The sequence below is a fragment of the Bartonella sp. AP65SXKL genome (assembly GCF_042195725.1).
GTDB lineage: Bacteria > Pseudomonadota > Alphaproteobacteria > Rhizobiales > Rhizobiaceae > Bartonella.
In genome coordinates, this window is record NZ_JBHIOW010000017.1 from 1 (window position 1) to 26,520 (window position 26,520).

General features: G+C 40.4%; 35 protein-coding genes and 1 pseudogene. 24 read left to right on the plus strand and 12 right to left on the minus strand.

Going from position 1 to position 26,520, the window contains the following annotated elements:
• The 3 genes from ACFIMP_RS08275 to ACFIMP_RS08285 all read right to left on the minus strand — a co-directional run.
• The coding region (locus ACFIMP_RS08275) for an antA/AntB antirepressor family protein (protein WP_375654259.1) at positions 1–204 on the minus strand (204 nt) is incomplete at its 3' end.
• Between the two features lie 66 nt (positions 205–270).
• Entirely contained in the window at positions 271–645 is a 375-nt protein-coding gene (locus tag ACFIMP_RS08280) for a hypothetical protein (RefSeq protein WP_375671931.1), read from the minus strand.
• Between the two features lie 170 nt (positions 646–815).
• Positions 816–1,418, minus strand: coding sequence for a S24 family peptidase (locus ACFIMP_RS08285; RefSeq protein ID WP_375613929.1), 603 nt, complete (start codon positions 1,416–1,418; stop codon positions 816–818).
• Between the two features lie 101 nt (positions 1,419–1,519).
• On the opposite strand from ACFIMP_RS08285, the gene relB reads away from it, so the two are divergent.
• From relB to ACFIMP_RS08300, 3 genes are all read left to right on the plus strand, one after another.
• Complete coding sequence (gene relB, locus ACFIMP_RS08290; protein WP_375613930.1) at positions 1,520–1,765, plus strand: type II toxin-antitoxin system RelB family anti-toxin; 246 nt, start codon at positions 1,520–1,522, stop codon at positions 1,763–1,765.
• 99 nt (positions 1,766–1,864) lie between these two features.
• Positions 1,865–2,230, plus strand: a complete 366-nt coding sequence (locus ACFIMP_RS08295; RefSeq protein ID WP_375613931.1) for a hypothetical protein — start codon at positions 1,865–1,867, stop codon at positions 2,228–2,230.
• Between the two features lie 188 nt (positions 2,231–2,418).
• Entirely contained in the window at positions 2,419–2,814 is a 396-nt protein-coding gene (locus tag ACFIMP_RS08300; RefSeq protein ID WP_375613932.1) for a hypothetical protein, read from the plus strand.
• A 1-nt stretch (position 2,815) separates the two neighbouring features.
• Here the strand turns inward: ACFIMP_RS08300 and ACFIMP_RS08305 are convergent, their stop codons facing one another.
• Complete coding sequence (locus tag ACFIMP_RS08305; protein WP_375686239.1) at positions 2,816–3,688, minus strand: hypothetical protein; 873 nt, start codon at positions 3,686–3,688, stop codon at positions 2,816–2,818.
• A gap of 29 nt (positions 3,689–3,717) precedes the next feature.
• Between ACFIMP_RS08305 and ACFIMP_RS08310 the strand changes: the two genes are divergently transcribed.
• From ACFIMP_RS08310 to ACFIMP_RS08340, 7 genes are all read left to right on the plus strand, one after another.
• Positions 3,718–3,876, plus strand: a complete 159-nt coding sequence (locus tag ACFIMP_RS08310) for a hypothetical protein (protein WP_375613935.1) — start codon at positions 3,718–3,720, stop codon at positions 3,874–3,876.
• Positions 3,866–4,210, plus strand: a complete 345-nt coding sequence (locus ACFIMP_RS08315) for a DUF1376 domain-containing protein (protein WP_375613934.1) — start codon at positions 3,866–3,868, stop codon at positions 4,208–4,210. Before ACFIMP_RS08310 ends, ACFIMP_RS08315 begins: the two co-directional genes overlap by 11 nt.
• Positions 4,200–4,586 carry a DUF1376 domain-containing protein gene (locus tag ACFIMP_RS08320; protein WP_375686240.1) on the plus strand — a complete coding sequence of 129 codons (387 nt, stop codon included), beginning with the start codon at positions 4,200–4,202 and terminating at the stop codon, positions 4,584–4,586. The genes ACFIMP_RS08315 and ACFIMP_RS08320 overlap by 11 nt, the downstream gene beginning before the upstream one ends.
• A complete protein-coding gene (locus ACFIMP_RS08325; protein WP_375686241.1) occupies positions 4,583–5,302 on the plus strand; it encodes a hypothetical protein in 720 nt (239 codons plus the stop codon). The genes ACFIMP_RS08320 and ACFIMP_RS08325 overlap by 4 nt, the downstream gene beginning before the upstream one ends.
• A complete protein-coding gene (locus tag ACFIMP_RS08330) occupies positions 5,286–5,699 on the plus strand; it encodes a hypothetical protein (RefSeq protein ID WP_375646246.1) in 414 nt (137 codons plus the stop codon). The genes ACFIMP_RS08325 and ACFIMP_RS08330 overlap by 17 nt, the downstream gene beginning before the upstream one ends.
• Before the next feature lie 180 nt (positions 5,700–5,879).
• Positions 5,880–6,227, plus strand: a complete 348-nt coding sequence (locus ACFIMP_RS08335) for a hypothetical protein (RefSeq protein ID WP_375686182.1) — start codon at positions 5,880–5,882, stop codon at positions 6,225–6,227.
• A complete protein-coding gene (locus ACFIMP_RS08340) occupies positions 6,214–6,729 on the plus strand; it encodes a hypothetical protein (RefSeq protein ID WP_375686242.1) in 516 nt (171 codons plus the stop codon). Before ACFIMP_RS08335 ends, ACFIMP_RS08340 begins: the two co-directional genes overlap by 14 nt.
• Positions 6,730–6,877: 148 nt before the next feature.
• Here ACFIMP_RS08340 and ACFIMP_RS08345 read toward each other — a convergent pair whose 3' ends face one another.
• Both ACFIMP_RS08345 and ACFIMP_RS08350 read right to left on the minus strand, forming a co-directional pair.
• A complete protein-coding gene (locus ACFIMP_RS08345; protein ID WP_375618724.1) occupies positions 6,878–7,171 on the minus strand; it encodes a HigA family addiction module antitoxin in 294 nt (97 codons plus the stop codon).
• Between the two features lie 16 nt (positions 7,172–7,187).
• On the minus strand, positions 7,188–7,469 hold the full coding sequence (locus ACFIMP_RS08350; protein ID WP_252619286.1) for a type II toxin-antitoxin system RelE/ParE family toxin: 282 nt from the start codon (positions 7,467–7,469) through the stop codon (positions 7,188–7,190).
• A 188-nt stretch (positions 7,470–7,657) separates the two neighbouring features.
• Between ACFIMP_RS08350 and ACFIMP_RS08355 the strand changes: the two genes are divergently transcribed.
• The 13 genes from ACFIMP_RS08355 (at position 7,658) to ACFIMP_RS08415 (ending at position 17,726) form a co-directional block, all read left to right on the plus strand.
• Positions 7,658–8,110, plus strand: coding sequence for a single-stranded DNA-binding protein (locus ACFIMP_RS08355; RefSeq protein WP_375686243.1), 453 nt, complete (start codon positions 7,658–7,660; stop codon positions 8,108–8,110).
• 10 nt (positions 8,111–8,120) lie between these two features.
• Complete coding sequence (locus ACFIMP_RS08360) at positions 8,121–8,669, plus strand: hypothetical protein (protein WP_375632642.1); 549 nt, start codon at positions 8,121–8,123, stop codon at positions 8,667–8,669.
• Between the two features lie 327 nt (positions 8,670–8,996).
• A complete protein-coding gene (locus tag ACFIMP_RS08365; protein WP_375686254.1) occupies positions 8,997–9,311 on the plus strand; it encodes a hypothetical protein in 315 nt (104 codons plus the stop codon).
• A 3-nt stretch (positions 9,312–9,314) separates the two neighbouring features.
• Positions 9,315–9,896 carry a hypothetical protein gene (locus ACFIMP_RS08370; protein WP_375686244.1) on the plus strand — a complete coding sequence of 194 codons (582 nt, stop codon included), beginning with the start codon at positions 9,315–9,317 and terminating at the stop codon, positions 9,894–9,896.
• Positions 9,897–10,292: 396 nt separating this feature from the next.
• A complete protein-coding gene (locus tag ACFIMP_RS08375) occupies positions 10,293–10,874 on the plus strand; it encodes a hypothetical protein (RefSeq protein ID WP_375686245.1) in 582 nt (193 codons plus the stop codon).
• On the plus strand, positions 10,867–12,795 hold the full coding sequence (locus tag ACFIMP_RS08380) for a phage terminase large subunit family protein (RefSeq protein ID WP_375686246.1): 1,929 nt from the start codon (positions 10,867–10,869) through the stop codon (positions 12,793–12,795). Before ACFIMP_RS08375 ends, ACFIMP_RS08380 begins: the two co-directional genes overlap by 8 nt.
• 3 nt (positions 12,796–12,798) lie before the next feature.
• Positions 12,799–13,047, plus strand: coding sequence for a phage head-tail joining protein (locus ACFIMP_RS08385; protein WP_375632641.1), 249 nt, complete (start codon positions 12,799–12,801; stop codon positions 13,045–13,047).
• Positions 13,047–14,591 (plus strand): phage portal protein, encoded by a 1,545-nt coding sequence (locus tag ACFIMP_RS08390; protein ID WP_375686247.1) that lies wholly within the window; start codon positions 13,047–13,049, stop codon positions 14,589–14,591. The genes ACFIMP_RS08385 and ACFIMP_RS08390 overlap by 1 nt, the downstream gene beginning before the upstream one ends.
• Positions 14,581–15,651 carry a S49 family peptidase gene (locus ACFIMP_RS08395; protein ID WP_375641109.1) on the plus strand — a complete coding sequence of 357 codons (1,071 nt, stop codon included), beginning with the start codon at positions 14,581–14,583 and terminating at the stop codon, positions 15,649–15,651. Before ACFIMP_RS08390 ends, ACFIMP_RS08395 begins: the two co-directional genes overlap by 11 nt.
• A 110-nt stretch (positions 15,652–15,761) precedes the next feature.
• The gene (locus tag ACFIMP_RS08400) at positions 15,762–15,914 is read left to right on the plus strand and encodes a hypothetical protein (RefSeq protein WP_246350187.1); all 153 of its coding nucleotides are present in this window, start codon (positions 15,762–15,764) and stop codon (positions 15,912–15,914) included.
• Complete coding sequence (locus tag ACFIMP_RS08405; protein ID WP_375686248.1) at positions 15,911–16,279, plus strand: head decoration protein; 369 nt, start codon at positions 15,911–15,913, stop codon at positions 16,277–16,279. Before ACFIMP_RS08400 ends, ACFIMP_RS08405 begins: the two co-directional genes overlap by 4 nt.
• A gap of 12 nt (positions 16,280–16,291) precedes the next feature.
• Positions 16,292–17,368, plus strand: a complete 1,077-nt coding sequence (locus tag ACFIMP_RS08410) for a major capsid protein (protein ID WP_375630416.1) — start codon at positions 16,292–16,294, stop codon at positions 17,366–17,368.
• 1 nt (position 17,369) lies between these two features.
• Complete coding sequence (locus ACFIMP_RS08415; protein ID WP_375686249.1) at positions 17,370–17,726, plus strand: head-tail joining protein; 357 nt, start codon at positions 17,370–17,372, stop codon at positions 17,724–17,726.
• 27 nt (positions 17,727–17,753) lie between these two features.
• On the opposite strand, the gene ACFIMP_RS08420 is transcribed toward ACFIMP_RS08415, so the two are convergent.
• Positions 17,754–18,839: a hypothetical protein gene (locus tag ACFIMP_RS08420; protein ID WP_375686250.1), complete on the minus strand. Its 1,086-nt coding sequence runs from the start codon at positions 18,837–18,839 to the stop codon at positions 17,754–17,756.
• Between the two features lie 381 nt (positions 18,840–19,220).
• On the opposite strand from ACFIMP_RS08420, the pseudogene ACFIMP_RS08425 reads away from it, so the two are divergent.
• Positions 19,221–19,436: pseudogene (locus tag ACFIMP_RS08425) on the plus strand (antA/AntB antirepressor family protein); the annotation flags it as partial.
• Between the two features lie 432 nt (positions 19,437–19,868).
• Here ACFIMP_RS08425 and ACFIMP_RS08430 read toward each other — a convergent pair.
• The 5 genes from ACFIMP_RS08430 to ACFIMP_RS08450 form a co-directional block, all read right to left on the minus strand.
• Positions 19,869–20,345 carry a hypothetical protein gene (locus ACFIMP_RS08430; RefSeq protein WP_375613037.1) on the minus strand — a complete coding sequence of 159 codons (477 nt, stop codon included), beginning with the start codon at positions 20,343–20,345 and terminating at the stop codon, positions 19,869–19,871.
• A gap of 176 nt (positions 20,346–20,521) precedes the next feature.
• A complete protein-coding gene (locus tag ACFIMP_RS08435; RefSeq protein ID WP_375686251.1) occupies positions 20,522–20,926 on the minus strand; it encodes a hypothetical protein in 405 nt (134 codons plus the stop codon).
• Positions 20,923–21,648, minus strand: a complete 726-nt coding sequence (locus tag ACFIMP_RS08440; RefSeq protein WP_375686252.1) for a filamentous hemagglutinin — start codon at positions 21,646–21,648, stop codon at positions 20,923–20,925. The genes ACFIMP_RS08435 and ACFIMP_RS08440 overlap by 4 nt, the downstream gene beginning before the upstream one ends.
• Positions 21,649–21,682: 34 nt before the next feature.
• Complete coding sequence (locus tag ACFIMP_RS08445) at positions 21,683–22,084, minus strand: hypothetical protein (protein ID WP_273791508.1); 402 nt, start codon at positions 22,082–22,084, stop codon at positions 21,683–21,685.
• The coding region (locus ACFIMP_RS08450) for a hemagglutinin repeat-containing protein (protein WP_375686253.1) at positions 22,081–26,520 on the minus strand (4,440 nt) is incomplete at its 5' end. The genes ACFIMP_RS08450 and ACFIMP_RS08445, both read right to left, overlap by 4 nt.

Consider the following 26,520-nt stretch of genomic DNA (forward strand, 5'->3'; position numbering starts at 1 on the left):
TTTTGTAAAAACAAAATCCACGCCTTCTTTTAGATCAAGCTTTTCAACACAATCATTAAACCAAGTGGAAAAATCTTGTTTCAAATGTAAGTACCTATGCATTACATGGGCATTGACCATTTGGACGTAACCGATTTTGTTGTCTACCTCGTTTTCAGGCGTGAGATATCCTTCACTATGAATATGAGTATCATGTGTGGTCATAAGTTTACTCTAATCAATTATTGATGGGAAAAAGGGAGGCGCTTTTAAAAGCGCCCTTTAGAATTTTTAAAGCACATCACAAGGACGCAAACGGTGTTGTTGTTCATAAGTACCGTAAATCTCATCATTATATTTTTCGTCTGCGATCTCGTCTAAAAGTTCTTGGTAAGCATCACTTTCGAGTACAAAGTCATGAACTTTACTCTCCTCGTGGAGATGTTCGATATTTTCTTTTACATATGCTTCTGCAATTTCTTCAGAGATATCTTCACAATTATTCTCAGAAGGATTGATGCGAAAGATTTGGATTGCATCATCTGCCTCGTCAATAATTTTTAGAACTTGGCTTTCATCCAGTGGTCCCGACCGACCAATGTTTTGATCATCATCATAGACAACTAATAAGATTTCATCAGAATTTATAAGAATTGGATTTTCCATAATTTTTCCTCCCTAACGCCTCTTGGCGATTGTTTGTGCGTGGTTTGTATAATTACTTATACGTAAATGTATAAATGCAAGCAAGCAAAAAATCGCATATATTTCATTTTTTTTGCATTTTCACTTAAATGCCATCTTCACAAGCAATAGAATCAAAAACTTTATTGGGATTATTTCATAAGTAGACGATAGGATTTGCGCGGTAATATTGCAACTATTTCTCCAACCCATTTTATCTTTGCATTTTTAATTGGTAGCGCATTCCATGATTTGAGTACAATGCCCTCTGAAGAGCGAGTAATTTGTTTGATAAAACGCCTATTATCTTCTGTTAGAACGACAACTTCATCACCGTAATAATCGCTCATTGGCTTTGTTTGCAGATGTTTAACTACGATTAAATCACCATCTTTATACACGGGATACATGGAATCTCCACGAACCATGAATCCTATTGTTTCAAAAGGCAAATCAAATGGTATTTCGATTGTTTCAAGCCCATCTTCTGGGATTTGCTCAACATCGGTATCAATCTCTAATCCTGCTCCTACATACCCCATAACAGGAACAACTGTAGTAATTTGATTATAACCTTTTAAGCTTTTATAAAGTTCTAAAATTGCGTCTCTGTGTGAACCTCTGGGATCTGATTCACTTCCTAACCATCTTGACACGGTCGCTTGGGTTACATTTAATCTATCGGCAAGATCTTTTTGATTAAGACCAAACTCAGATTGCAATACTTGCAATGTCGCAATGATATTTTTCGTCATAATTAGTTACTTATGATTTTAAAATTAAAAAAATCTATTGTTTTTTTTTAATTAACTCTATACAATTGCGTATATGGTTAAAATTAAGGAGCTTAACTCAAATGGACACAGAGGAAAAATTAAAGATTAAATCTATCCGAAAGTGTTTATCGCTAACACAAAAGGAATTAGCAGATATTTTAGGTGTTAAGCAAGCTTCTGTTTGTCGTTGGGAACAAGGCAAAGGACTATCTTTAAATAGTTATTTAAAGCTGCAAAAGTTGAATGATAGTTCTAGCTCTAGTTCTGCTTTTATTGCTGCTTCTACAGAAAAGAATGAACATCAACAGCACCATTCACACTCTTAAAGAAGAAAGATCATGAGAAACGGAATATTGAAGAAACTCTACACACGGATTTGTAGATTAATAGGTTGTAATACGAAAATTGAGAATGGAGATAAGTTTGTGAAAGAATTTATACAAATACCGGATCGTGATTGTAGCATAGAAGATCTTATAAAACGACATAGAACTCATACAAAAATTCTTGCAAAACAAGAAGAATGGCATAAGTCACAATTTGATAGTTGGATGAGATGGCATGAAGCAACTCTTGCAGAGCGAGATAAGTCAATTGAACAACAGCAAGTAGTACTTGAAAACCTATCCTCTTTAATTAAGCAAAAAAATGAAACGCTATACAGCCAAAGGCTAAAGTTAGCTTCACAGATGAAAGTTATTGATGAATTAAACAATAAAATCACTGAGTTAATCAACAAAAAAGAAGAACCGAGATTGATCGATTTTATTTTTGCAGGAGAAGTTTTTTAACTTGCGTCATTTGAGCCAAAAATGAGGATTGTTAATTAACAATGAATCATTGCGAGGTTCCTTTTTCAAAAACATTTTTGCAAGACAGGCAATCACAACGCGCCCTGTCACAACAGCAGCATTTAGACTCTTAAAAAGAAAGATCAGAGATGATAGATGTCCCACATATCACTATAAGCAAGGTCAAGTTGATTAATCTTGTTAATAAGATTGGACGTGAAGACATATATTATGGTGTTCGCTCGCCTAATCAGACATGTGAAAGTTGCATAGATCCCTCATCAACAGGTTATCTTATCTATATACTGCAAAATATTTTTGCGCGTGATGATAGAAATTATTTTCCGTTATTGCCATACGATGATTTTAATCAATGGTTTTCATCTGCCTTTACGCAAGCTTTTACAACTTGGTTTGATAATTATTTTTCTCAAGATTTGTCATCTTTTCATCGCCTAAATGAGCTACTTTTGTTTACAGCTTTAGTCGAAAGTAATCTTGGCTTCTTAAGGGATGACCTCATCAAAAAAAGAGAAGAAGAAATCAAATTAATAAATGATGCGTGTAGTGTGCGTCTGAATTGAGTTAATCCACTTTTTTAAAGTCTATGAGGCTGGTTTGTGTTGTTACAGTCATTTTTGTTTCTGGTTGCAGTGGGGATGTATGGGTAATGATTAAAGTAACTTGGTCTTTTATATCTTCTTCACGTGCTGCTACAAAAATAAGGATTTTTGAAGGTTTGCCTTCTGAGGGAGCTATAGAAATATTAACATCGATTTCTTGTCCCGTTCGAAAATCCTTTGCTTTATCACAGAAGCCAGGGAATACTCGCGATTCTGCAACCGCCTCAGGATTAACATATGGTGATTGTATTTGCCAAGTTTTTTGCCTAGGTTTGTATATGATGCCATATCCAAGAATAAAGCGAGAACTATCTTTTAGCTTTATATTTAAAATATGGACGACAGTTTGTGCATTATTTTCTACCTTTAAGAAAAGAAGCGTCCACTTGTCCTTTGTTGGAAGATGCGGTCCAGTTGCATATATGGAAAGTGGCGGTCCTAAATCCTGTACTCTTTTGTTATCTAACAAAATTTTAATATGTTCTTCTGACCATTTGGCAAGATCTTTTGTCGATATCGCTTGCTCTTTAAGGGCTATCGTCTGCTCTTGGCTTTCTGCAAATTGCTTGCTTATCCATTCTCTATCTTCTTCTCGTTTTTTTGCAGCTTTTTCTAAATCATCTTTCCGGATTTTGGCTGCTTCTTTACGGTCTTTATTTCTTAAAATAAGCGCTACAGAAAGCGACACAGCAAATGACACAAAACCTGTAAGAAATATCTTTATCCATTCTTGCATCTTTCCCCTCCCCACTTTTTTAGAATCGTTGGGAGGATACTTTTTCATAAACATTTTTTCAAGACAGGCAATCACAACACGCTCTGTCATAGCAAACATATAAATACGTAGAGCCTTAAGGGGGGATTATGATCACTAACGCACAAACCATTTTATGTCTTGATCTAGGGACCAAGACAGGCTGGGCAATATGTGCAAAAGGGCATACGCCTAAAGACGACAACGAAGCAGATGCTTTAGCAATTTTATATTTAATGAAAGAAGGGGAAACCACTAATGTCAAATAAAAACCAATGGATAAAAATTAATGTAGAAAAATGGCTTCTTGATCTCGCTGATTTACCTCCTACTGAAGGCAATATTTACATGAGGTTGCGATTAAAAATGTTACACACTGGGAAGCCTCTTACAAACAATTTACGAGCCTTGTCCTCATTAGCTCGCTGTTCAATTGACGAGCTTGATGATGCGCTAGATCTCTTAGCTGAAACTGGACACATCTTTCTTTTTGACGACAACCACATCTGGAGTCCAGATGTTGAAGAAGAGCTGAAGAACAACAATCAACAATCAGAAATCGCATGGCATAAGCACAGGGAGGACAAAGAGAATGTCCAGTAAATTACCGTGGACGAGGCTTTTTGCAGATAGGTGGGCAGTAGTTGTCGATTATTTACCTCCTGTAGAAGGTAATATCTATATGAGATTGCGGTTTCGCATGCTTCGTACTGGTGAACCTCTTTTTTGTAACATTAAAGTTTTGTCTCATTACACTGGTTATTCAGTAAAGAAATTTGAGACAGCTTTGAATGTTTTGCTAGAAGAAGGATATATTATTCGTTTAGCAGATGGTCGTTTATGGAATCTCGATGTTGAAGAAGAATTAAAAAATTGCAATGAGAATTTAAATAAACTTTCAGAAAAAGCTATAAAAGCTGCGAATACTAAGAGAAAAAACATAAAGATGACTCATCAAAAGACCATGATGATGTCATGATGATGTCATCACGAGGTCATGATGACATCATGATGAAACACATTAACATAAACAATAACATATATAATAAAAAAACTAATACTATCGTATTAGCAAAAAAAGAAATTGGTTCTGAAAGTTTAGAAACAAACGATTTGGTTGACGAGCCAACAGAGGTTGCTGCTGTTGAAACCACATCAGAGCAAATCACAACCTCATCAGACAACCAACCTCCCATTCACGAGCAAGAAAACGTTCCTAAGAAAGCAAAACGAGCGAAAGCTAATCGCGGTTGTCGATTGCCAGATGATTTCAAACCTAATTTGCAATACGCAATCGATAAAGGCTTAACCCATGATGAGGCGCTGTTAGAAGTCGAACGGTTCAGAAATTTTTGGCTGGCAAAATCCGGAGCAAATGCAAACAAAACAGATTGGCCGGCGACATGGCGAAACTGGATTATACATCCAGAGTACGGAGCGCTAGCCAAGAAACAAACACAAACACTTAGAGGTTATCATGGAAAATTCACTCAGAAAACTTTCACAGAACAGCTTGCAGAAGGCTTCAACGAACTCAGAGATCATCTCTCATCTGGAGAAGATTATGGAAATGATCAGTCCGGGGTATCCATTGACGCTGAAAGCTGGGAATACATTGACGAAACAGGAGGAAGCGCAAACCTTAGATGCTTGCAATCGTCTACAAGCGTTGCTCTCTGTGAAAGCTTCAGTTAAGCAAATTGGGCAAGCTTCTTTCCTACTCTCAAGCATGAGAGTCCCTGCGAACACAGATTCCAAAGCTGTTGTCCTATCCTATAGCATGATGCTGGAACGGATTTCAGCATATGCTCTGAAAAAGGGCGTCGAAGATATCGTAACTGGTCAAGCAATTGGGATATCAAAAACATTTATGCCAACTTGTGGAGAGCTTTTAACTTATTGCCAGACACTAGAAAATACCCTTCTTTCAAAAGCCGAAAGTGTACGTAGAGCAATTGAAAACACACGTGAGAAAGCACTCAAAGAAAAAACAACAAAAGAGCATTTTCGACCACTAACGCTTGTTCACAAGCAAGAGCTTGAAGAAACTTTAAATGGTCTTGGGGGAGCAGTGAAAAACATTGCAAGTTAGCAAAATAGTGAAAAGTGCTGATCATTTTGGGATTGGATATGTATTTAAATCGACAAAAAGGCACCTTACAAAGCGATTTAAAGATTTTACGATAAAAACCCCCATATCCGCAATATAAAACGCTCTGTACGGTCAAATTTAAGGTAAATAGACCAATTGGTAAAATTATGGACTAAAAACATGAGAATATTAAAAGACCTGTTCTTAAAAAAGCGTAAACAACCAATGCAAAAAGAGTTTGTTGCAACAGCTGTTGGTTATGTTCCTTGGGGGAACGGAGCAGAGGAGTATTTTTACAACCTCTACGAATATGAAGACGGTACAAGAGAGTGTGAAAAGTTTGATGGCGGACAGTATTATACCACACCAGAAAATGCGGATTTTAGTACCAAAGCGCAGGTGAAAGCATGGGTTTACGGTGGTGCTATTCCGAAAAGCGTTCTCAATTACGAACCTCTTATAGACGAGATCAATAAAGAGATCAAAAAATTATCGAAAACCGCAGGAAATAAATATGTTTACAGATAAGCAGCTAAGAGCCTTGTTTGGCATTATAACTTTTATATTTATATGTTTTTTAGGAATTAAAAAAAATCTTTACTTTATTCAGAGTATTTTGACATTCGCATCTGTTTCTTTGGTAATAGTCACAACGGTTTTTGCAATTTTATGCAATTCTAATATTCCTTCTGAATTGCAGAGCAACCCAAAATACAAATGCGGAAATACAACAGGTTGGAAGATATTAACACGTGATTTACAACAGTATATGCATAGACTTTTAAAGCTAATAAGTTTAGCGCTTGTCGTTTTAATTTTCCCAAGTAGTTATAAAGAAACGGTCTTTTTACCTGTCATTTCTAGGTATGTGGAGTACAAGCTTTCTTTTTCATTGGATACTGTACTTTGGTACTCAGATATTGCTCTTTGGTATTCCTTTTTAGTTTGTGTATTGTTTCTTATGTTACATACACGCAGTTTAATAAATATATCTATTTACACACTACAGTGCTCAGTTAAAAAGCCATAGTAAAATTTCCGATTTTATAAAACTGTTCAGATTACGTTGTCTCTTCTCAACGTTCGATAAAATCAACAAGAGCATAAAAATCTATCGTGGGCTGCTTGATTTTAAAGAACATGACCTCTAGGTGTGAAGAAAGATGGGCTAAGTCTTTCTAAAGATGCCCTACTTGCTCTAGAGGTGAAATATGTGGGATTGGGTTGTTATGCCGAGCTTGCCACAAATCATGCTTTTGTTGCAATTTAAGCCAGAATTCCGCATCATTTAAACCCGCTTTTTCTAACCGTAAAGCTAAGTTAATACTAATCGCCGCATGGCAGTTTAAGACGCGGGATAAAGTTAAACGTGCAACGCCAAGACGATTTGCAGCTTCTGTTACTGTTAACCCTAATTCATCAAGCAATTCTTCTTTCAAAATGCCGCCAGGGTGTGGAGGATTGTACATCATAATAACACCTCAAAACTCAATGGTAATCTTGATAATCAACCAGTTCAACGTCTGTCCCAATGAAACGAAAGGTAACACGCCAATTTCCATTGACACGCATTGACCAGTAACCTTTTAAATCGCCCGTAAGCGCATGTAGACGATACGATTTAAGAGTAACTTGTTCAGGCGCGGATATTGTATCTAAAATTACTAAAATGTTTGCTAATTTTTTAGCATGCGCGGGTTGTATGCCTTTGCAGACTCCTCTTTCAAAGAATAATTTCAACCCTTTATGCTTAAAACTAACGATTGCCATATATACCCTCTTGATACTTGATACTATACACCATGCATTTATGTCAATTGATTATTTATCAAAGAGCATATTAAACATAATTTTATATGTTAATAATTAATAATATATCATTGAAATAATTGAAAAAATAATAAAATTACGCTAAGATTTTTTACATATTTAAATACAAATTTAAGGTAAGAAAAAACATGCTAAACAAAGTGACATTAATAGGACGCCTTGGTGCTAATCCCGAAAGCAAAACAATGAATTCTGGAGCAGAAATAGTCAATTTTAGTATAGCAACTTCTGAAAGCTATACGGATAAAAATACTCATCAAAAAGTAGAGAAAACGGAATGGCACTCCATTGTGATTTTTAATCCACATTTGGCAAAAATTGCACTTCAATATCTAAACAAAGGTTCAAAGGTTTACATAGAAGGAAAATTACAGACACGCAAATGGCAAGATAAAAATGGGCATGACCGTTATACAACAGAGATTGTCTTACCACAATTCAAAGGTGAATTGTATTTGCTTGATGCAAAGAAAGATCAATCGGCATCCCCTACCCCTTCACCCATTACTTCTCAAAGTTATGCTGTTGCTTCAGGGGCTCAAGATTATAGAACAGCTCTTAACGATAGCGTCCCATTCTGATTGAAAAAATATGGCTAAAAGAAAAAAACGTACAAAACGTGGTCGTCCTCGGATTAAAGGGTGTATCAGAGAACCAAATGGACGCATCTCACGAGCAAAAACACCGCATGAACCCATGGATAAATTGGCAATTGAAATGCGTGCCAAACGCTTCTGTTTGACCATAGAAGAGGCTAAAAATCCGCTTTCCGGCACCTATATCGGGCGGCTTTATTTGCAAGGCGAAATAAATCAAGACCAATATGATGCTGCGCAAAAATATCTTGAAGTGAAAAATGACTATTCGTGTGCAAAAGGTTTGCCAAGTGCTGTTTATGATAAAATGCCCTCATCTTCTGATGAGACAGCAAAAGAAAAATGGATTAAATTTGCAACAGAACAGTTTTCAAACATGCAAGAGGCTATCAAAGAAGCACAACACCTCTATAGACAGTATAATCTTTATGCCGCGATACAACATCTTGTTATAGAAAACCAAACATTACCACATCTTGTTAGTTCTTTGCGTATTGCTCTAAATGCTCTCCAGAAGTATTTTTATCCAAAAAATAAATGGTAAATGCTTTAACGTATAAACGATTTTTGGGAACGGAATATTTGCATCATTTGTTTGTAAAGCAGCATATTTAGGTAAAAAAATAAAAAAAACACAATATATTGATTTTTTTGTTGACAATATGTGAAAAGTCGTATTTAATGACGCTGCTGTACTGGTCGAATTGCGTCCAAAATTCAAAAATATCCTCTAAAAATTTAGTAAAATGTGATCTTGAAACGTGGCTAGAAAGCCCTGTTTTCTGGGTAATTCTGACTAATCTATTTTTCAAATAACAAAAATCAATAATTGACTAATGATGTCATTAATTATGACGCAAAAGGAGCAATGATGAAAGCTGTCATCACTAAGCCAATGTGTGTTGTTGGAGACAATAAAAGCACTGTTCGCTTTGAACCATCAACACCCAATAATCCATTTGTTGAAGTTTCCAATCAAGTCGACGCACGTCTCAAGCGCGCTAATGCTGCAAAACTTTTTGTTGACGTCAAGACAACAGCAAAAACAGATAAGGCAATTGAACAAATTAAACAGATAGAACAAGAAGCCGTACAAACATCGTCTGAACCAGTGACAGAGGAAATTCCACTCGAACAGCCAAAAGCATCTAAAGCTTCCAAGTCACCTACTCTTAAAAAGGCTTAGACGTTGAAGTTAATTATCCACCAAAAATGGTATCTTCAACAGGCAAAAGATACCTTCACAAGCCTTCAAGCCCCTCGCCTTAATTGGGCTCTGCGTAATGCTCTAAACACTGCAGCAAAACAAGTTGAACGCTTTACTGAAAAGCAAGTTGCAGACATCTCATCAGCCCAAATAAAGCGTATAAGAAGAGGTGTTTATATTAAAGAAAAGGCGACAGCAAGGTTTCTTGAGACAGATATCATTGGTTCTGGAACACCAATACTTCTTAAATTTTTTAAAGTAAACGAAACAAAACGCGGCGTAACTTACACACTTTTTGGAAAGAAAGAAATCTTACCCCATGGTTTTATCAAGGGAGGCAGTTTTCCAAAGCGTGTTGAATTAAAAAAGCTGAATGGTAATGTATTTCAAAGAGCGGATGGAGATAAATTTCCCATTGCAAAACAAGAAGGACCTTCAATTGCTAGGGTGATGTCAAAGCCAGAGATTGCAAGTGCTATTGCACAATATGCCAATGAAAGATTAACCAAAAACATACAGAGACAACTTTCTCGTCAAGAATACGCTGCTAATAAAAAAGGCTAGATCATGTTCTCAAGCTTTATCTATATATTCCATATCCTTATGAGTTTAGGCATTACATATTCTTATTGCAATTTTAAAAACAGATTATCACTTATGCTTTGTTTTTTTCATAAAAAAATCAATAAAATCAATTCAAAAGGTACTTCCCAGCGGGTTGGCTTCGTTGCGGGGCAGGACAGCGCGAACTATCGCTAGCGACAGAATTTTCAAATTGACTGTACATTGTACACTTAACTCATTGATAAATAATGATTTCAGTGTGTACAGTATGATATGTAAAATGTCTCCTTATCGCATTGAAGCCCGTTTTTCAGTTCATGACGTAAAGCTTTCTTTCTTGGTACGCCGAAAACCCCATTCCTCAAGATGAGAAAAAAATCAAGGCAAGGAGAAACTATGGATAAGAAGAATCGTAAGGGTCTATCGGTTCGTGCGTTTGCGAAGAAGATGGGTGTTTCACATAATGCGGTGGTTTCTCGGATAAAGACAGGGAAATTTGATAAGGCTCTTTTTGAAGATGGTTCTGTCAATGAAGCGCTTGCAACAGCTATCTGGAATGAGAATCCAACAAAGCGCCCTGCTCCATTTTTAGCGCCTGATGGTCAACCGCGGACAAAGATCAAACAAGCCTCTACAGATGGAGCCAATGAATACAAGATAAAACTGGAGCGAATGCAAGTTGCCCTTGAAAGCGAGAAGATTGCTCTTGAACGCTTACGCGAAACAACCGTTGACCGTGAAGAAGTCAAGAGAGCAGCTCGTGAGTTTGGAAGAGCGCACCGTGATGCTATGTTGAATTTTCCTCATCGTTTTGGTGCAAGCATTGCTGCACAAGTTGGATGTGATGCGGCCAGCCTTATTGGTGCTATTGATTACACTATGAGAACCGCTTTGCTTGAGGCGGTTAATATTCCAGTGCCTTTTCATGATCCTCATTCTCCAGAGTTAGAGAACTTGCAAGAAACGAATAATGGATGACAATGCAGTCGAAGAATTTTTCGCCCATGCCAATAACGCACGACAACCGGACCCACCGTATACGGTTTCGCAATGGGCGGATAAGAATAGATACCTTAGCACCGTAGCAAGTGCTGAACCTGGATTGTGGAGAACAAAGCGGACCCCCTATTTGCGTGAAATCATGGATAACCTTTCCTCTCACAAACCGATTGAAACAACTATTGTCATGAAAGGGGCGCAAGTTGGCATGTCAGAGGCAGGATTAAATTTCTGCGGTTATGCTATTCATTATAGTCCAGGACCTGCTCTTTATGTCATGCCGACCGTTGAGACAGCCAAAAAGCTTTCAAAGACGCGGCTTGATCCTATGATTATGGCAAGTCCAGTTTTAAGTGAACGCATAGCCCCAGCACGAGCACGTGACGGCGGGAATACCATGTTTTCGAAAGAGTTTGATGGTGGTGCACTGATGCTTACAGGGGCAAACAGTGCTGCTGGTTTGCGTTCCATGCCTATTCGTTATCTGATTTTGGATGAAGTGGATGGTTATCCTCTCAGTGTGGATAACGAAGGTGATCCGGTGATGATTGCGGAAAAGCGTACCTCGACCTTTGTACAACGAAAGATCTTTAAATTGTCCACACCCACCCACCGTGACACAAGCCGTATTGCCAAGGATTTTGTGCTAGGAGACCAGCGATATTACAACGTGCCTTGTGATGCATGTGGTACACTCCAGCCGATTGTTTGGTCACAAATCAAATGGCCGAAAGGGGCTCCCGAAAAAGCTGTTTTTGTTTGTGCGCATTGTGGTCATGAACATGCCGAGCACCGAAAAACAGATCTCATGTGTGAAGAAAGAGGCGCATGCTGGGTCCCAACCAGTGAGTCAAGCAGACCCAATTTGCGTTCTTATCATATTTCGGCACTCTATTCTCCTTGGCTTACATGGGGGGAATGTGCAAGAGAGTTTTTAAATGCCAAAGATGATCCAGCTCTTCTACAGCCTTTTGTCAATACAGTTCTTGGAGAGCCATGGGAGGACAGAACAGGCGAAGTTATTGATCCTGATAGCCTCTATGCAAAACGCGAAGATTATCCCCTTGCACCAGAACAATCCGTCGTGTTGACAGCTGGTATTGATGTGCAAAATGACCGCTTGGAACTTGAAGTGGTGGGATGGGGGCGTAGTGAAGAAAGTTGGCATATTGATTATCAAGTGATCCTTGGTGATCCCTCTTCTTTTGAAGTATGGGACCAATTGGATGAATATCTTGCAAAACGTTGGCCGCATCCAGGCTATAAAGAGGGGATTAGGATAACAGCTGCTTGTATTGATACCGGTGGTGGACATACACAGGCGGTTTATAATTATGTACGCCCGCGTGAGGGGCGGCGTATCTGGGGCATTAAGGGGCAAGCGGGATGGCGTGCGGTATGGCCACGCCGACCAAGCAAAAACAATAAAGGACAGATTAATCTTTATATTGTTGGGGTTGATGCCGCGAAAGATATTATCACGGCACGATTTAAAAAATCGGGACCTGAAGCAACGGGGGCTGGTGCAACACACTTTCACAAAAGCCTTGATCGAGAATATTTTGACCAGCTAACCGCTGAAAGAAAAGTCATCAAATATTTTAAAGGCTTCAAGCGTATTGAATGGCAAAAAAGTGAAAAGGCAAGAAACGAAGCCTTGGACTGTAGGGTCTATGCTTATGCTGCTTTACAAGGTCTGATTTCGGCGGGAATAAACCTTAATCGAGAAGTTGATATCTTAGAAGAGCGTTTAGAAAAACTTAAAATTGAAGGTTCTGTAGAGCAACCAACATCTGGGATTTCTTCATTCACTTCTCCAAGAAGATCTCAGATAGCAAAACCTCAAAGGAAACAATCCAGAACAGTGATGAATCCTTATATGCGAGGGGATTGGAGGTAATTTGTGGATGAAACTTTAGGACAATTTAACAGCAAAATTAACAGACTGGAAAGTTTAAAAAGGCGGCGTGAACAAATTGAAGAGGCTCTTTATTCGGGTGCGCAATCAGTGCGTCACGGCGATAAGCAAGTCAGCAACCGCTCTGTTGAGGAACTGCGCAGAGCTCTTGAAATGATCAATACGCAAATAGCGGACCTTGAAGGGCGTAAAGGTTCACGCGTTTTCTATTTTAATATATCACGAGGCTATTAATGGCTGGTTTTTTCAATAAACTCACAGGCTTTTTTAAAATTTCTCGTCAACACAATCCCCATTTTGAAGCTGCAAGTAAAAGCCGTCGCATGGGTGGTTTTGACCCCGCCAAAAAACATATTAATAAAGCGATTGAAGAATGCGGTGATACCATTGTTGCCCGTTCAAGATGGCTTTATGACAATGAATCTCTTTATGGGTCTGCAACGGAGGAATGGGTCTCTGCGGCTGTAAGTGATGGGATTAAACCTTATCCTCGTATTGAAGGCTTTCAAGAAGAAAAGAAAAAGCTTTTAGACTTATGGTGGCAATGGGTTGATGAAGCCGATTATGATGAAGATACCAGCTTTTATGGGCTGCAAGCAACCATTGCACGAGAAGTATTTTTAACCGGAGAGTGCTTTGTAAGATTGCATTATGTTGATCTCTACGGGCGCTCTGGTGTGCCTCTTCAGTTGCAAGTTTATCCCACGGAAATGTTGGACCTTTCCTACAATGGACCGGCTGAGATTGAAGGCAATTACATTCGTATGGGAATTGAATTTAATGCCAGTGGTAAGCGTGTTGCTTATCATTTCTGGGAACATCACCCCTATGATGCTTCTCCTTCCAACATAGCATTTAAGAGTCAAGAACGCATACGTGTCCCCGCTGAAATGATCCTTCACATAAAAGAGCGCCGTATTGCCGGACAATTGCGCGGTTCTCCCAAAATAACGCGCTGTATGACAAAGATCTTTCAACTCGAATCCTATGACGACGCAGAACTCGATAGAAAAAGGACGGCGGCTCTTTTCGCGGCGTTTGTCAAGGACAATTCACCAAACGTCGAAAAATTATCCGATAATCGTGATAAAAACAACGTTGAAGAAGAATACAAAGCACCTGTCATTGCGCCCGGTGCATCTCTTTATTTAGGAGAGAATAAAGAAGTTACATTCTCAAATCCTGTTGAGGTTGGAGGTTCTTATGAGGCTTTTCAATTTCGCAATATCTTGAAAATTTGTGCAGCACTTAATATGCCTTATGCCGTTGTGACTGGAGACGTTACGCGCGGCAATTTTTCAAATGTGCGTACCTCCATCATTCAGTTTAGACGTCATGTTAAACAATGGCGTGAACATATCATTGCCTTTCAGTTTAATCGCATTGTTTGGGAGCGTTTTGTTGAAATGGCAGTGCTTTCCGGATGTGTCAATTTGCCAGGGTGGGAAGAAAATTCCTTGCCATGGCTTCAATGTGAAAGCTTTGCGCCCCCGCTTGAAATGATTGATCCAAACAAGGATATCTCAGCGGAAAAAGAAGAAATCCGTGCAGGCTTGAAAACACGACGCATGGCACTTGCCGAGCGTGGCTTTGATATCGACAGCATTCATGCCGAACTGCAAGAAGAGCACACAGACGCTCGTGCGCGCGGCTTATCTTTTGACACGGATATGGCAGCGCCTTCTGGTGAAAATCAAGTGATTGATACAGCAGATTCAGAACCTTCTGAGACTTATGAAAGTAACCAAGGCAGTGAGGCACATAAAAATGGTGAATAATCTCGACATGCCGTTTTTGGCATCACGGCTTTTTGGGGTTCCTCATATGCTTGCCTCGACAAAGCTTGATATCATTTTGAATGCTCTTGCACCACGCCTTTTTGAGGGAGAAAAGTTTCCCATTGAAGCTTATTCGCAAGAGAATACAGAAGCTTTAAGACCCCCTGAAACTTATGTAGTACAAAACAATGTTGCCATAATACCGGTTCATGGCACGCTTGTGCGCCGTGGTGCATGGCTTGGGGCTTTATCGGGGCTAACCTCTTATGAAGGTTTAAGCGCTTCTTTTCGTGAAGCCATTGCACAACCTGATGTTCGCGCTGTTTTACTTGATATTGACAGCGGCGGTGGAGAAGCCGGTGGTGTGTTTGATTTGGTTGAAGAGTTTCAAACACTCTCAAAACAATACAATAAACCCATTTGGGCACATGCCAATGAGTTTGCCTGTTCTGCAGCTTATGCCATTGCTTGTTCTGCTTCTCAAATATGGGTTGCTCGCACAGGGGTTGTGGGCTCGATTGGGGTTGTTTGTGCCCATCTTGACCAGTCCCGTGCAGATGAAAAACACGGGCATAAATGGACCTTTGTCTTTGAAGGTGATCACAAAACCCATGGCAACCCTCATGAACCCTTGAGCGATACAGCACAGATAAAAATGCAAGCCGATTGCGCCCTGCTCTACGAGATGTTTGTCGATTTGGTGGCGCAAAACAGACGCTTAAATGCTGCTGCAATTCGTGACACAAAAGCAGAAACTTTTATAGGCACCCAAGCGATCACGCTTGGATTAGCAGATGCGCAGGGCACCCTTGCGCAAGCTTTGGAAGCCTTAACGGATTCCATATCACAAAACCCAACATCAACAGAAAAAGAAGGACAAAACACATGGCACGCACACAATACCGCGCTGAAGAAGAGGATGACGAAAAGATCGTCGACATCATCAATGACGAGGAAGAGGACGAAGACGATAGTGACATCGACAAAAACGCCGAAATCTTTGACGACGAAGAAAACGAAGATGAAGATGAAGACAATGAGGACAAGCAGGAAAACATAAAAGCTGCTCTTGAAAAAGAAAGAAAGCGCGCAAAAGCACTAACAACCCTTGAAAGGCAAGCAAAGCACTTAGGCGTTTCTTTTGACGCAGCAAAAGCTATTCAAAACGGTATGAGTGTCGAGAAAGCACGCCAGTGTGTGTTGACGGCTGCTAGCTCTCAAAGCGCGTCTTTAAAAGTCTCGCCTTATACCCCTCATAGTGATGGGACGAGCAAGGCAAAGATTTATGCAAAATGGGAAGCAGCTTGGAGGGCAGTGAAATGACGAATATTATTTATGACGACGTACGCAATGGCGCTTATCTTGGACCCTACGACCCCGATATGTCAAATGAAGAAGTGCTGTTTGCATCAGGAGCATTCATTGAAGCTGGAACTGTCATGGGAAAGATAACCGCAACGGAACACTATGTCCCCCTTAATCCAGCAGCATCAGATGGCAGTCAAACACCGGCAGGGATTTCTTTTGCCACTATTGACGCAACAGAAGCAGATCAACGTGCCGTAATTACAGCACGCTTATGCACTGTAAAAGCTTCTGAACTGCTATGGCCAGATGCCATCACGGATGAGCAAAAGAAAGCAGCCATTCAGTCTTTAGAAGACAAAAACAACATTCTATTGCGATAGGAGAATGCACACATGGACATGAATTTTTTTAAACATGATGCTTTCTCAAGCATCACAATGATGAAAGCCATCGAAAACTATGAGTTTCAACCTGGTCTTGTAAGTTCTCTTAATCTTTTTGAAGAAGTTGAAACCAGTACCACGGTGGTTGGTATTGAACGGCGTGATAATACATTTTCGCTTATTCAAACCAGTGAACGTGGCGCACCTTTGGCAGAAGGTGATAGAGAGGGTCGTAATCTTCGGTTTTTCAAAACAACACGGATTGCCAAAAGTGATACCGTGAAATCAGAAGAAATCCAAAACCGTCGTGAATTTGGGACAGAAGATCAGTTAGAGACAGCAATGAAATATATTGCCAGAAAACAAAAGAAACTGATTTCTGAAATAGAATTGACATGGGAAAATATGCAGCTTGGCGCTGTTCAAGGTGTTGTCCTTGATGCTGATGGCTCTGTTATTGTCGATTGGTACAAGGAATGGGAAATCGCACCACCAAAGCCGATTGATTTTAAATTAAATAATGAGACAACCAATGTTGCTGACCATGTTGATCAAGTCATTATGAGGATGATTGAAGCTTCAAAAGGAGCGTTTTCTGATCGTTCACGCATTATTGGGCTTTGTGGAAATGAATTTTTCTCCAAATTGAAAAACCATAAAACAATTCGTGAGACCTATTTAAACACAGCCTTAGCACAGACACTCAATAGCGCCGGAGGTGTTGCAACACCAAGTTCGATTGGCTCTGGGAGCTTTGGTAGTTTTGACTTTGCGGGTGTGACTTTCATTAATTACCGGAGTATTCACAACTATAATGTGAGTGCGAAGGCTGGAACAAAGCGCGCTATAGGCATTAAGCCGGATGAATGTCAATTCTTTCCTGTTGATGCGCCTGGTGTCTTCCAAAAAACCTTTGCTCCTGGTGAAAGCTTGGATTTTGCCAACACGGTTGGAAGACCTCTCTACACGATGCTTATCGTCGACCACGACCGTAATGCATGGGTAAAACCGGAGGTCTATAGCTATCCGCTTTACATTTGCACACGCCCTGAAATGCTGTTTAAAGCAGTGATTGGAGCGAAATAACATGCGGTGGAACGGGCTGCTAAACCAAATGGTTAAAGATGTGCGCAACACTTTTGGGCAGCCCATCATCTACACGCGAAAAGACAACCAGCAATCTTTTCGTATCACAGCGATTTACGGCATTAAACATTCGGAATCGGACGCCGGTGGCAGAATCTCTACCACAATTGCAAGAAAGGAACTTGATCTTTGTATCAATGATATCGGGGGAATACCACCAAAACCTCAAGATAGTATTGTGGTCCTCTCTCCTGAAAACAACAAAGCCCCCTCTTCTCAAGAGCACTTCATTGTGATAGATGTCCAAGCTTCAGAATCCGGTATGTATAAGCTTATCTTGCGGGAGAAAAAACAATGAGGAACCTTTGTCTTGTGTGTTTCAAAATCAATAAGGCTGCCCAAGAACCCGGATTACTGCTGCAAACCTTGGATTTGGAATAGCACTAAATCGGTAATTCCATGGTGCGCCGGTACGGTGACTGATGTGACATCCTTGGTATGTTATAGTTACTGATACAATTCTTGCCCAAGTAGTCCTTTCATTATCTTCAGGGCTCTCAAATACAATAGCTTGATTTGTTACTAAAAGACGTCCTAAAATTGGAGTATTTTCGCCAATATCAAAGGTAACGCGTTCTTGAACTCCCAACAGTTTTTCATTTTGTACTAAACGATAATCATATTCACTTGCGTCAAGTTCTTGAAACATTTCACATGCTTCCTCAAAATTAGAGGGAGGAATATCTGATTGCCACAGAGCAACTTCTTGCTCAAAGCTTTTTTCCTTTTTTGACTCACAATAGGCAATAATAACAAAAATTAAAACAATAAAAATGGGTACTAATAACCATGGCGTAATAGTTACTGTTACCACAATGCCTCCAATCAGTAGAGCACAAAGAAGAACGATCTGTACCCTCTTTTCTAACCGTTTTTTTTCAAGTTCCGGCGACATTTTATTAACAACTGATAAATCAGAAGAAGGATGGATATGCGGGGGAGGCATTAAAACCTGCTCTGAAACTTTTTCTTTAAAACGTTTGTTGCGTTTATCTTGCCAATGAACAAAAATAGACAATGCAATAAATGCAAAGAAAATTAACCTGAACCATCCCCAAAAACCTAGACCATCATTTTCGTCTGACTTTTTATCTTGAATATGGATACTTTGCTTATCAGTATTCTCAGGTAGTGCCTTTGTCACGCTTTCATTTTGAGTAGCAACATCTATTAATAAAGTCGAGGAGGAGGAAAAAATTTCATTATTGTACGCAACTTGATCTGGTTTGATTTTGTGAAAAAAAAACGCACCTAATATTGCAGAGCCGAGAAATAATAAGACTCCAATGCCAAGGGTTTTCAATCCATTTTTGCACCATTTTTTTATACACACTAAAACAAGTCCGACAACCATCACCGGTAACGACAACAAACATACGATCATCGCAATTGTATCAAGTATGTCGAGCATTATTGTCCCCTCCACTATAAATAAAAAACTAAGCTGGAAAATCTAAAGTGAGTCGACAAATAAAGTAAATATGTGCTTATGATTTTTAGAAAAAAGTGATATTATTATAGGAGTATGAATAATCGAAACAGGAACCTAACGAACACCTTAAATACTAAGCAGATAAGCTACCGAGATAGTTTATTTTCGCACATTAAAGGCTTTGACTCATTGTATGTTACTCGCATATAGTGATTTTGTGGGGTGTGGTTATGCTATAACACACCTTCATAGGAAAGCATAACGACGGACTTACTACCGTGTTTTTCAGTGCTCGGCACTTTCTAATTAAAGAGTCAATGAAAAACGTCTAAGTAGTAAGGAGTTCACCATGAATACTCTATAGAAATTAAAGAACAAACTATTGGCCAAGTAAACAGTTCAAACTGTTAACGCACGTGAATTATATTGCGTTTTTGGAAATAAAGTCTGAATTTAGAAAACGGTGGAAAAGAAAAAGAATACCACATTACATTAGACATGGCTAAACATCTTTCGATTATAGAGCGTAATGACAAAGGGCATGAGGCACGTCAATACTTTAACAAGTGTTCAAGGCATTGATTTATAATGATAATCTAGCGTTATTTATATTGAATTAGCCTCCCGAATAACGTAGGATTCTCTCATTTCAAATCTGTTTATCTTGAATCAATCAAAATCACTTGCTTGCACATCATAAGCGGGGCTGATGTATGGGTAAAAACTATAGAAGAAAGGAGTAAAAATGATTCTTATGAATCGTCTTAAGAGCCAAGGGCTGTAGCAACACCCACGAGCTGGTTTTGTACACTTTCAAAAATGATATCTTTACCTGCTCCCAAGGTGATATTCCCGCTCTGCTCACCATTTGCATAAACAGGATTGGTACCAGCGATAATATCGGCTCCAACACCATGAATGCTGCCTTATTTAAAGTGCCACCCGCTTGAATAAAGAAGGAGACGGCTTTGATCCCCTACTTCATTCGTGATTTTATCCAACGACCTTTTAACGATGGGGAGGACGCTTTGGTGATCGCTTTTGTAAAGCTTTTTGCTTTTGCTGACGTTTTCTTTCATCCTCAAAATGCGTTAGTAAAGCGCGTTCCTGTTTCGTTTTGTTGGTCACACCAAAGGTGTCATTGTCCATCAATTGCTGATATCCAGCTAGCACCAAATTAGCTAAAAACGAGTCACTTTTCAGAGGTTGTACAAAATAGAGCCCTTTTGAATCTTGCAATTTATACCGGAAACCTGCTTTTTTCATACACTCATAAACTGAGGCAAATTCACTCGCATACGAATTCATATCACTAGAAGAAGCATAAACCGGTTTCCAGCCACATTTTGATAAGGATTGTTGGATCATCGCTTTATCGACACCTGGCTTTTCCCATAATGCTAAAGTTGATGGAGGAGGTTGGTTAACACATCCAGCTGTATTTAAGAGAGCTATGCAACTCAATAGTTTTAAGATTTTCTTCATTTTTTCCCTCTTTCAATGGATTTATTTACGATAAAAAGCTCTTAAGCCTGTTGATATTTTCTGTCACCGCTGCTTAAAACAACGGTGAACAATATTGAGATGACAGATTGAGGGAACAATCGCGCCATTCCAAGCAAAGGCAAGGATAGGGGATTGTTGATCATTACAAGCAAGACTTAAGGATAACATTCATATTGTTCTGGATGCTTTTTACAAAACGGGCTATTTAAGCGCTTCTTGACACTGCGCTGTGGTATGACAGCGCCTGGACGACAAATGGGTAAGTTTTCGGCTTTATGATTTCCACACCAGCCCCCCCCCCTATCATATTTATCATGAAAACCAGCTTGAATCATACAAGCTTCTATGGTTGCCCATGCATTGTTGCTTAAATTTCTGTTTTCTGGAAATACATCATAAGGTGCTGGCATTCCACATTCTAAAAGTGCTTTTTTTACCTCAAGCCGATCTGCTCCTGATTTCTCCCACACCGTGAAGTATCCTGCAGGAGGTTTATTAAATTGGCATCCCGTTATAACTAATAAAGCTATGCAACTCAATAATTTAAAGATTTGTTTCATTTTTTTCTCCTTAAAGGGAATTGTACTCGATGGGAAAGTCCATATATATCTCGACATTTTGGACCCGCATCTCCAAGGCAAGTATGGGGATTATAAGGATTTGTGAACATATTCCATGTTTCTTTCCACCAGTTACTACCATCAGGTATTGTCTCATAAGTATAGCCATTACCGCCAATCCATCGGCTTACAAAGTCAAATCTATGCCCATCAAAGCCAATAGTGGTTTGTTTGCCACCACTCACATAACCTAACAGACCGGATGCAGCCAAAACATTAGCCGCTGGTCCATGGAAACTGATCGTTGTATTGCCAGCTACATCATTTACACCTTCTTGTTTGAAAGAATTCATCATATTAAAGCCTGTCAAACTGCCACGACTATGGGCATCAAAATGCAATCCTGTGTTACCATAGCGAGACATTATATCTTTTGCTTCTTGTGTTGAATTGGTCAAACCCAAAAAGTTATTTTCCATAAACTTCTGATAACCCGCGACCAGAAGTTCTGAAATAGCAGAATCGGCTTCTGGAAACACAACAAAATAAAGCGGTACATTTTTATTCTCCGCATGTTGCTCTGCATAAACAGCCGCCTCATAGGGTGGGGTAAAAATGCCATTGAGGGACACATGCACCTTGCCATCAAAACCAGCTTGTAAATGCTGCTTTTCTTCATCCGTTAAATAATGGAAAGTGAGGAAACAATCGCGCCATTCCAAGCAAAGGCAAGGATGGCGGATTGTTGATCATCACTTAAGATTGGCATTCATCCGCATTTTTATATTTTTTACAAAAAGGGCTGTTTAAGCGCTTTTCAACACTTCGTTTCGGAATGACCGCGCCTGGTCGACAAATCGGAAGGTTTTCCCTCCAATGATTCACACACCAAGATGGACCGCCATATCTGTCACGGAATCCTGCTTGAATCATACAAGCATAAATTGTTGCATTATCATTATTGCTGAGCTTTTGATTTTCAGCCTCAAGATAATTAAGATGTGGCATGCCACATTCTAATAAGGCTTTTCCTACCTCGGTAAAGTCTGCTCCTGGCTTGATCCACCCATATACTTCCCCTGGAGGAGATTTGTCCATATCACATCCAGTAATACTTAATAGAATGAGCAGGCTCAATAAGTTAAATCGTATTTTCATTTTTTGTTCCCTGTTCTCGTGGAATAAAATTTTATAAAATCAAATGAACCGTAATCATTTTTACACTTAGCACTTGCATCAGCATAACAATTATGGGTACTAGGATTATAGCCGATGATCGCTCCCCCCATCTCTCTGAGGGGTAGAATTAACGGATGTAATGAATCATATGGTTTGGAACGTACCCCATAAGCCGTAGGCCAATTGTAACCAATCACTGTACTAATGGGGTCTAACATATGACCTTGTATGTAGATATAATTTTTTTCGCCATCGCTTAGATAATCTACTGTATTGGCCATCGATTGCATGTGAGCAGCCGCTCCAACAAGATAGAAGTCTGTTTTCTTGGCTACACTGTGGATACCATGTTCTTGCAAGTCATTTGCTCCATTGCGTATTGTTAAGGTACCCCGGCTATGCCCACTAACAATAGCATTGTCATTGCCATAACGATAGATAAAATCTTGGAACTTCTTGGTCGAATTACTCAATCCCCAAGTGCTACCCTCCCAAAACTTTTGATAATATGCTACCCCTAATTCTACCAGCACATCATCAGCTTGGGGAAAGTATGTAAAATAAAGGGGACCATTTTTATTAACAGCCAATTGGACAGCATTACCGGCTGCTTCATCTGGTGAATTAAAAATGCCATTGTAGAACATATAAACAGCACCATTAGGGCCTTTTTGTAAATGCTTTTCTTCCTCTGGCTTTAAAAAGTGATACAGAGTGATATATTTTCCATCACTGCCTTTTATAGGTTTTCCATTTTCATCGGTTAAATAGAGGACATTGCCATTTTCATCATGCGCAACCTCACCCACTGGATGGTCAACATAAAATGCCATTTTACGAACCCCATCCCATATATCAAACCATTCATCTACCCATTTATTTCTCATACCTAAACGATTACGCAATATATCCTCAAGCGGTGCGACATCTAGCTGTCCTACTGCTTGGTGTGCTGCTGCGGTGTTGCGGTTGAGAGAGCCAATGATTTGTCCAGCATCTTGCCCCATCGCCCTTTGTCCAGTTGTATCAGTAAGGATGATAGTCCCATCACTGATAGCAGATTTGGTTTCTCCTTCTGCTGCATCCTTGGCTTTGCCGTGATTTAAAACATTCTTGGCAATGTTTTTTATCGTGTCGTTCCCAGAAATGCTAAACCCATGGCTGCTGGCTTTAGCATGGGCACTGTTGCTGATATCACTGGTGCTAATGCTTCCTGTGGTCAGGCTGTTTTTATCTGCCGGCGCGGTGCTTTCAATAATACCTCCGGTCAGCGTTGTTTTATCTTTAACAATGATATTAAAGCCGCCATCACCAGCTTTGATGCCTGATTGTTCCACAACACTATGATAATCGCTGGAGGATTTATCCTTTTGGAAAGAGGCGCTCATGGAGCCCCCACCACCCGTTTGTCCAGCACCAAACCCAACAGAAACAGAGTTTTGCTTGCTGGAAGTTTGTCCCGTATCACTGCGGCTGGTAATGGCAAAATCACCCCCTACTTCCATTTCTACACGCTCTCCAGAAACCACGGCGCCTGCCAATGTGGTGTTTGCCTGACTTATGGTATGAACAGTGCCGGTGCCTATAATATGGCTGTTTTTGTGTTGAACTTCCTCACTGGAACCTTCCCCTTGACTAAAAGCAGCACTGCCCGTTGCCCCTGCGCCACCCGTGCCATAACCGGTGCCAACACTCATTGAAGCACTTTCACTGCTGTTTTGTGTGCTTTGCGTGTTTTGTGCACTTTCAAAGATGATATCTTTACCTGCTTCCATGGTGATCTTTCCGCTCTGTGCATCATTTTCCAGCACATAGATTGGATTGGTACCAGCGATAATATCAGCGCCAACACCATGAATGCTGCCTTTGTGGGCTTGCATGTTAACAGCGCGTCCGCCTTCTATGCTATCTGTCACCGCTGTGGAGACTTGAGAAGAGGCTTCTGTTTTCTCAGTTTTAAAGCCCACGGTTACACTGCCAGATGCGCCAGCCAGATTGGCAAGAGCATCCTTGGTGGAGCCCCCCAATCCTCCTAATGAGCTACTCAGTCCTTTGGTTACGTTCCCCTTTTCCCCCGTATTGCCAGTCAGCCAATTAACAAAGGTTTTGCCTTTACTATAAAGATGACTGATTTTCATGCCAGTCAGTATGCCATTAATAACTGTATTGTTACCATCCTTATTATTCATGTGATCTGCGGCATCTTTTAGTCCTTGTACCGTGCCAAGGACACCGATATCAACGGAAGTTGTCACACCAGCAAAAGACTTTTCATGCTTTTCTTTTGCGTTAGAGGTATCATAGCTTTCTGATAGGGTGATATTATTGCCGGCATCCATGTTGACATCACGATCCGCCGAAACAATGGCTGCTTGTAAATTCACATCATTGTCAGCAGTAATCTGCACATCTTGGCGTGCCGTGATGTGTGATTGTGTGGAAGTGGTTTCCCATTGATCGCCCGTATCTTTGGCGCTTGCAATTCCAACACCTACAGAAGCACCGCTTTTGCTCTTTTCAAACTGAAACCCAAAGCCTGTACGTTCTTCCTTTGAGTTTGACTTATGGCTATTATGACCAACAAGCACATTCACATCATGCGCTGCCGAAAGGTTAATATTCTCACCTGCAAGATCAGAGCCAACAATTTTCACATCTTTTTTCTTGGCAGTGATGTTGATATTGCCATCCGCATTGAGAGAAGAACCTTGATGCTCAAAACTCTCTTCATTTTCTGTCTTTCCCTCACTCCCGTATATCGACACAAAGCCCTTGCCTGATCCCACACCAAAACCTGTTTCATGCTCCTCTGAATGGCTCTTATGATGATCTGTCATGCCATCAATCGTCACACTTTCTCCGCTCACATTGATATCTTGACCGGAAAGCAGATGAGAAGCAGAAATCTTGGCTTCTCCTTGTGCGTCTAACACGATGTTGCCCGTTGCCCCAAGGATAGAGGAGACCGTTGTGGTATGCGATTGAGATGTATCGGACGATTTCTCATGCAAAAAGCCACTTGATGACGATTGCGCTTGCTGATCCAAGTGTTCTTGGGCGCCTTTGATAGTAATCTTTCCCCCAGAGTGAATGGTAATATCCGCTTGTTTCTGTTCTCCTGGTGCTTTCTCTCCTGACGTTTCCTCTGCCTTACCGGCTACGAGCATCGAGGCTACAACTTCCGTGTTGTTTCCGGAATCAATGGCAATGCCTTCACCCCCTGTTATGCTTGACCCCACAACTTGGCTCACATCCATCTTGTTATGCTCAGATTTGCTGCTACTAAACACCCCACCGTCTTTGTGATACGACATCTCATAATGTAAGCTATCCTCTGCATTATTGATCAGGACATCGTTGCTGGCTTTCAGCCCTACCTTGCCATCAGCCGCAATGGAACTGCCTGTGATGCTAAGATCATGCGGTTTGCCATCCTGCCCTGCAATGACCGTGGTGTCACCTCCCGATTTTATCGAAGATCCAACGGCATGAGAGGCTTGCATATCCACTTTCGTGTTTTTGGTGCGAAGATGATACTCCATCTCATCGTTTCTCACCCCTATTGTTATCTCCCCTTGGGCACCAAGACCAACATTGCCCTTGGCATCTATATCGGAAGCAGCAATATGGATATCTTGACCTGAGATGACAGTGGTATCTTTTCCAGAACTTAAATGAGAGCCATTGTGCACGGCGACATGAAAGGTTTGATCCCCGCGATGACTATTGGTACTGTTGCGTGTGGCATCAATCGAAACATTGCCCTCAGCTTGTAAGAGAAGTTTATCCGTTGCTTGAACATCAGAGCCTAAAATATTCAAATCTTGTCCAGAGAGAAGTGTCGTTGAGCCTCCAGAGTTGACTTCTGATTTATGATGCATGGTAGCATCACCGTGTTCATCATGGTAATGGGTTTCTGCTGAACCGATCGTCAAGTTGCCTTCTTCTGTAGCCATGGCAAGATCACCTCCGGTGGTGATCCCCACCCCGGAGGCGGTGATATTTTGTTTAGCAATCACCGTTGCATTACCACCAGCAGAAAGCGCCTCGGTGTTTAAAACGGTCTCCACGCCGTCAACCGTTGTGCGCCCTGCATCTAAACGAATATTCTTCTCCGCAAGGAGAACAGCATCCCCACCAGCAGCAAAATGCCCCCCTTGACTGAGGATATCCCCACCATGCACATGCAATTGGTGGTTTGCCGCAATCCGCCCTGAATTAGTTATTGTGGAATTGCTTGTATTTTGGCTGGTGATATTGACATCATCGCCCATGATCAAAGCCCCAGCAGAAACAAAGGAGGCTCTGTCTTTTTCAGGGATGTAAAGCACCGGTGCGTAAACATCCATGCCCTTGACCTGTTGGCGCACATAAATCACCATCGGGGCTTCTAGGGATGCCAATTGTTCTTCACT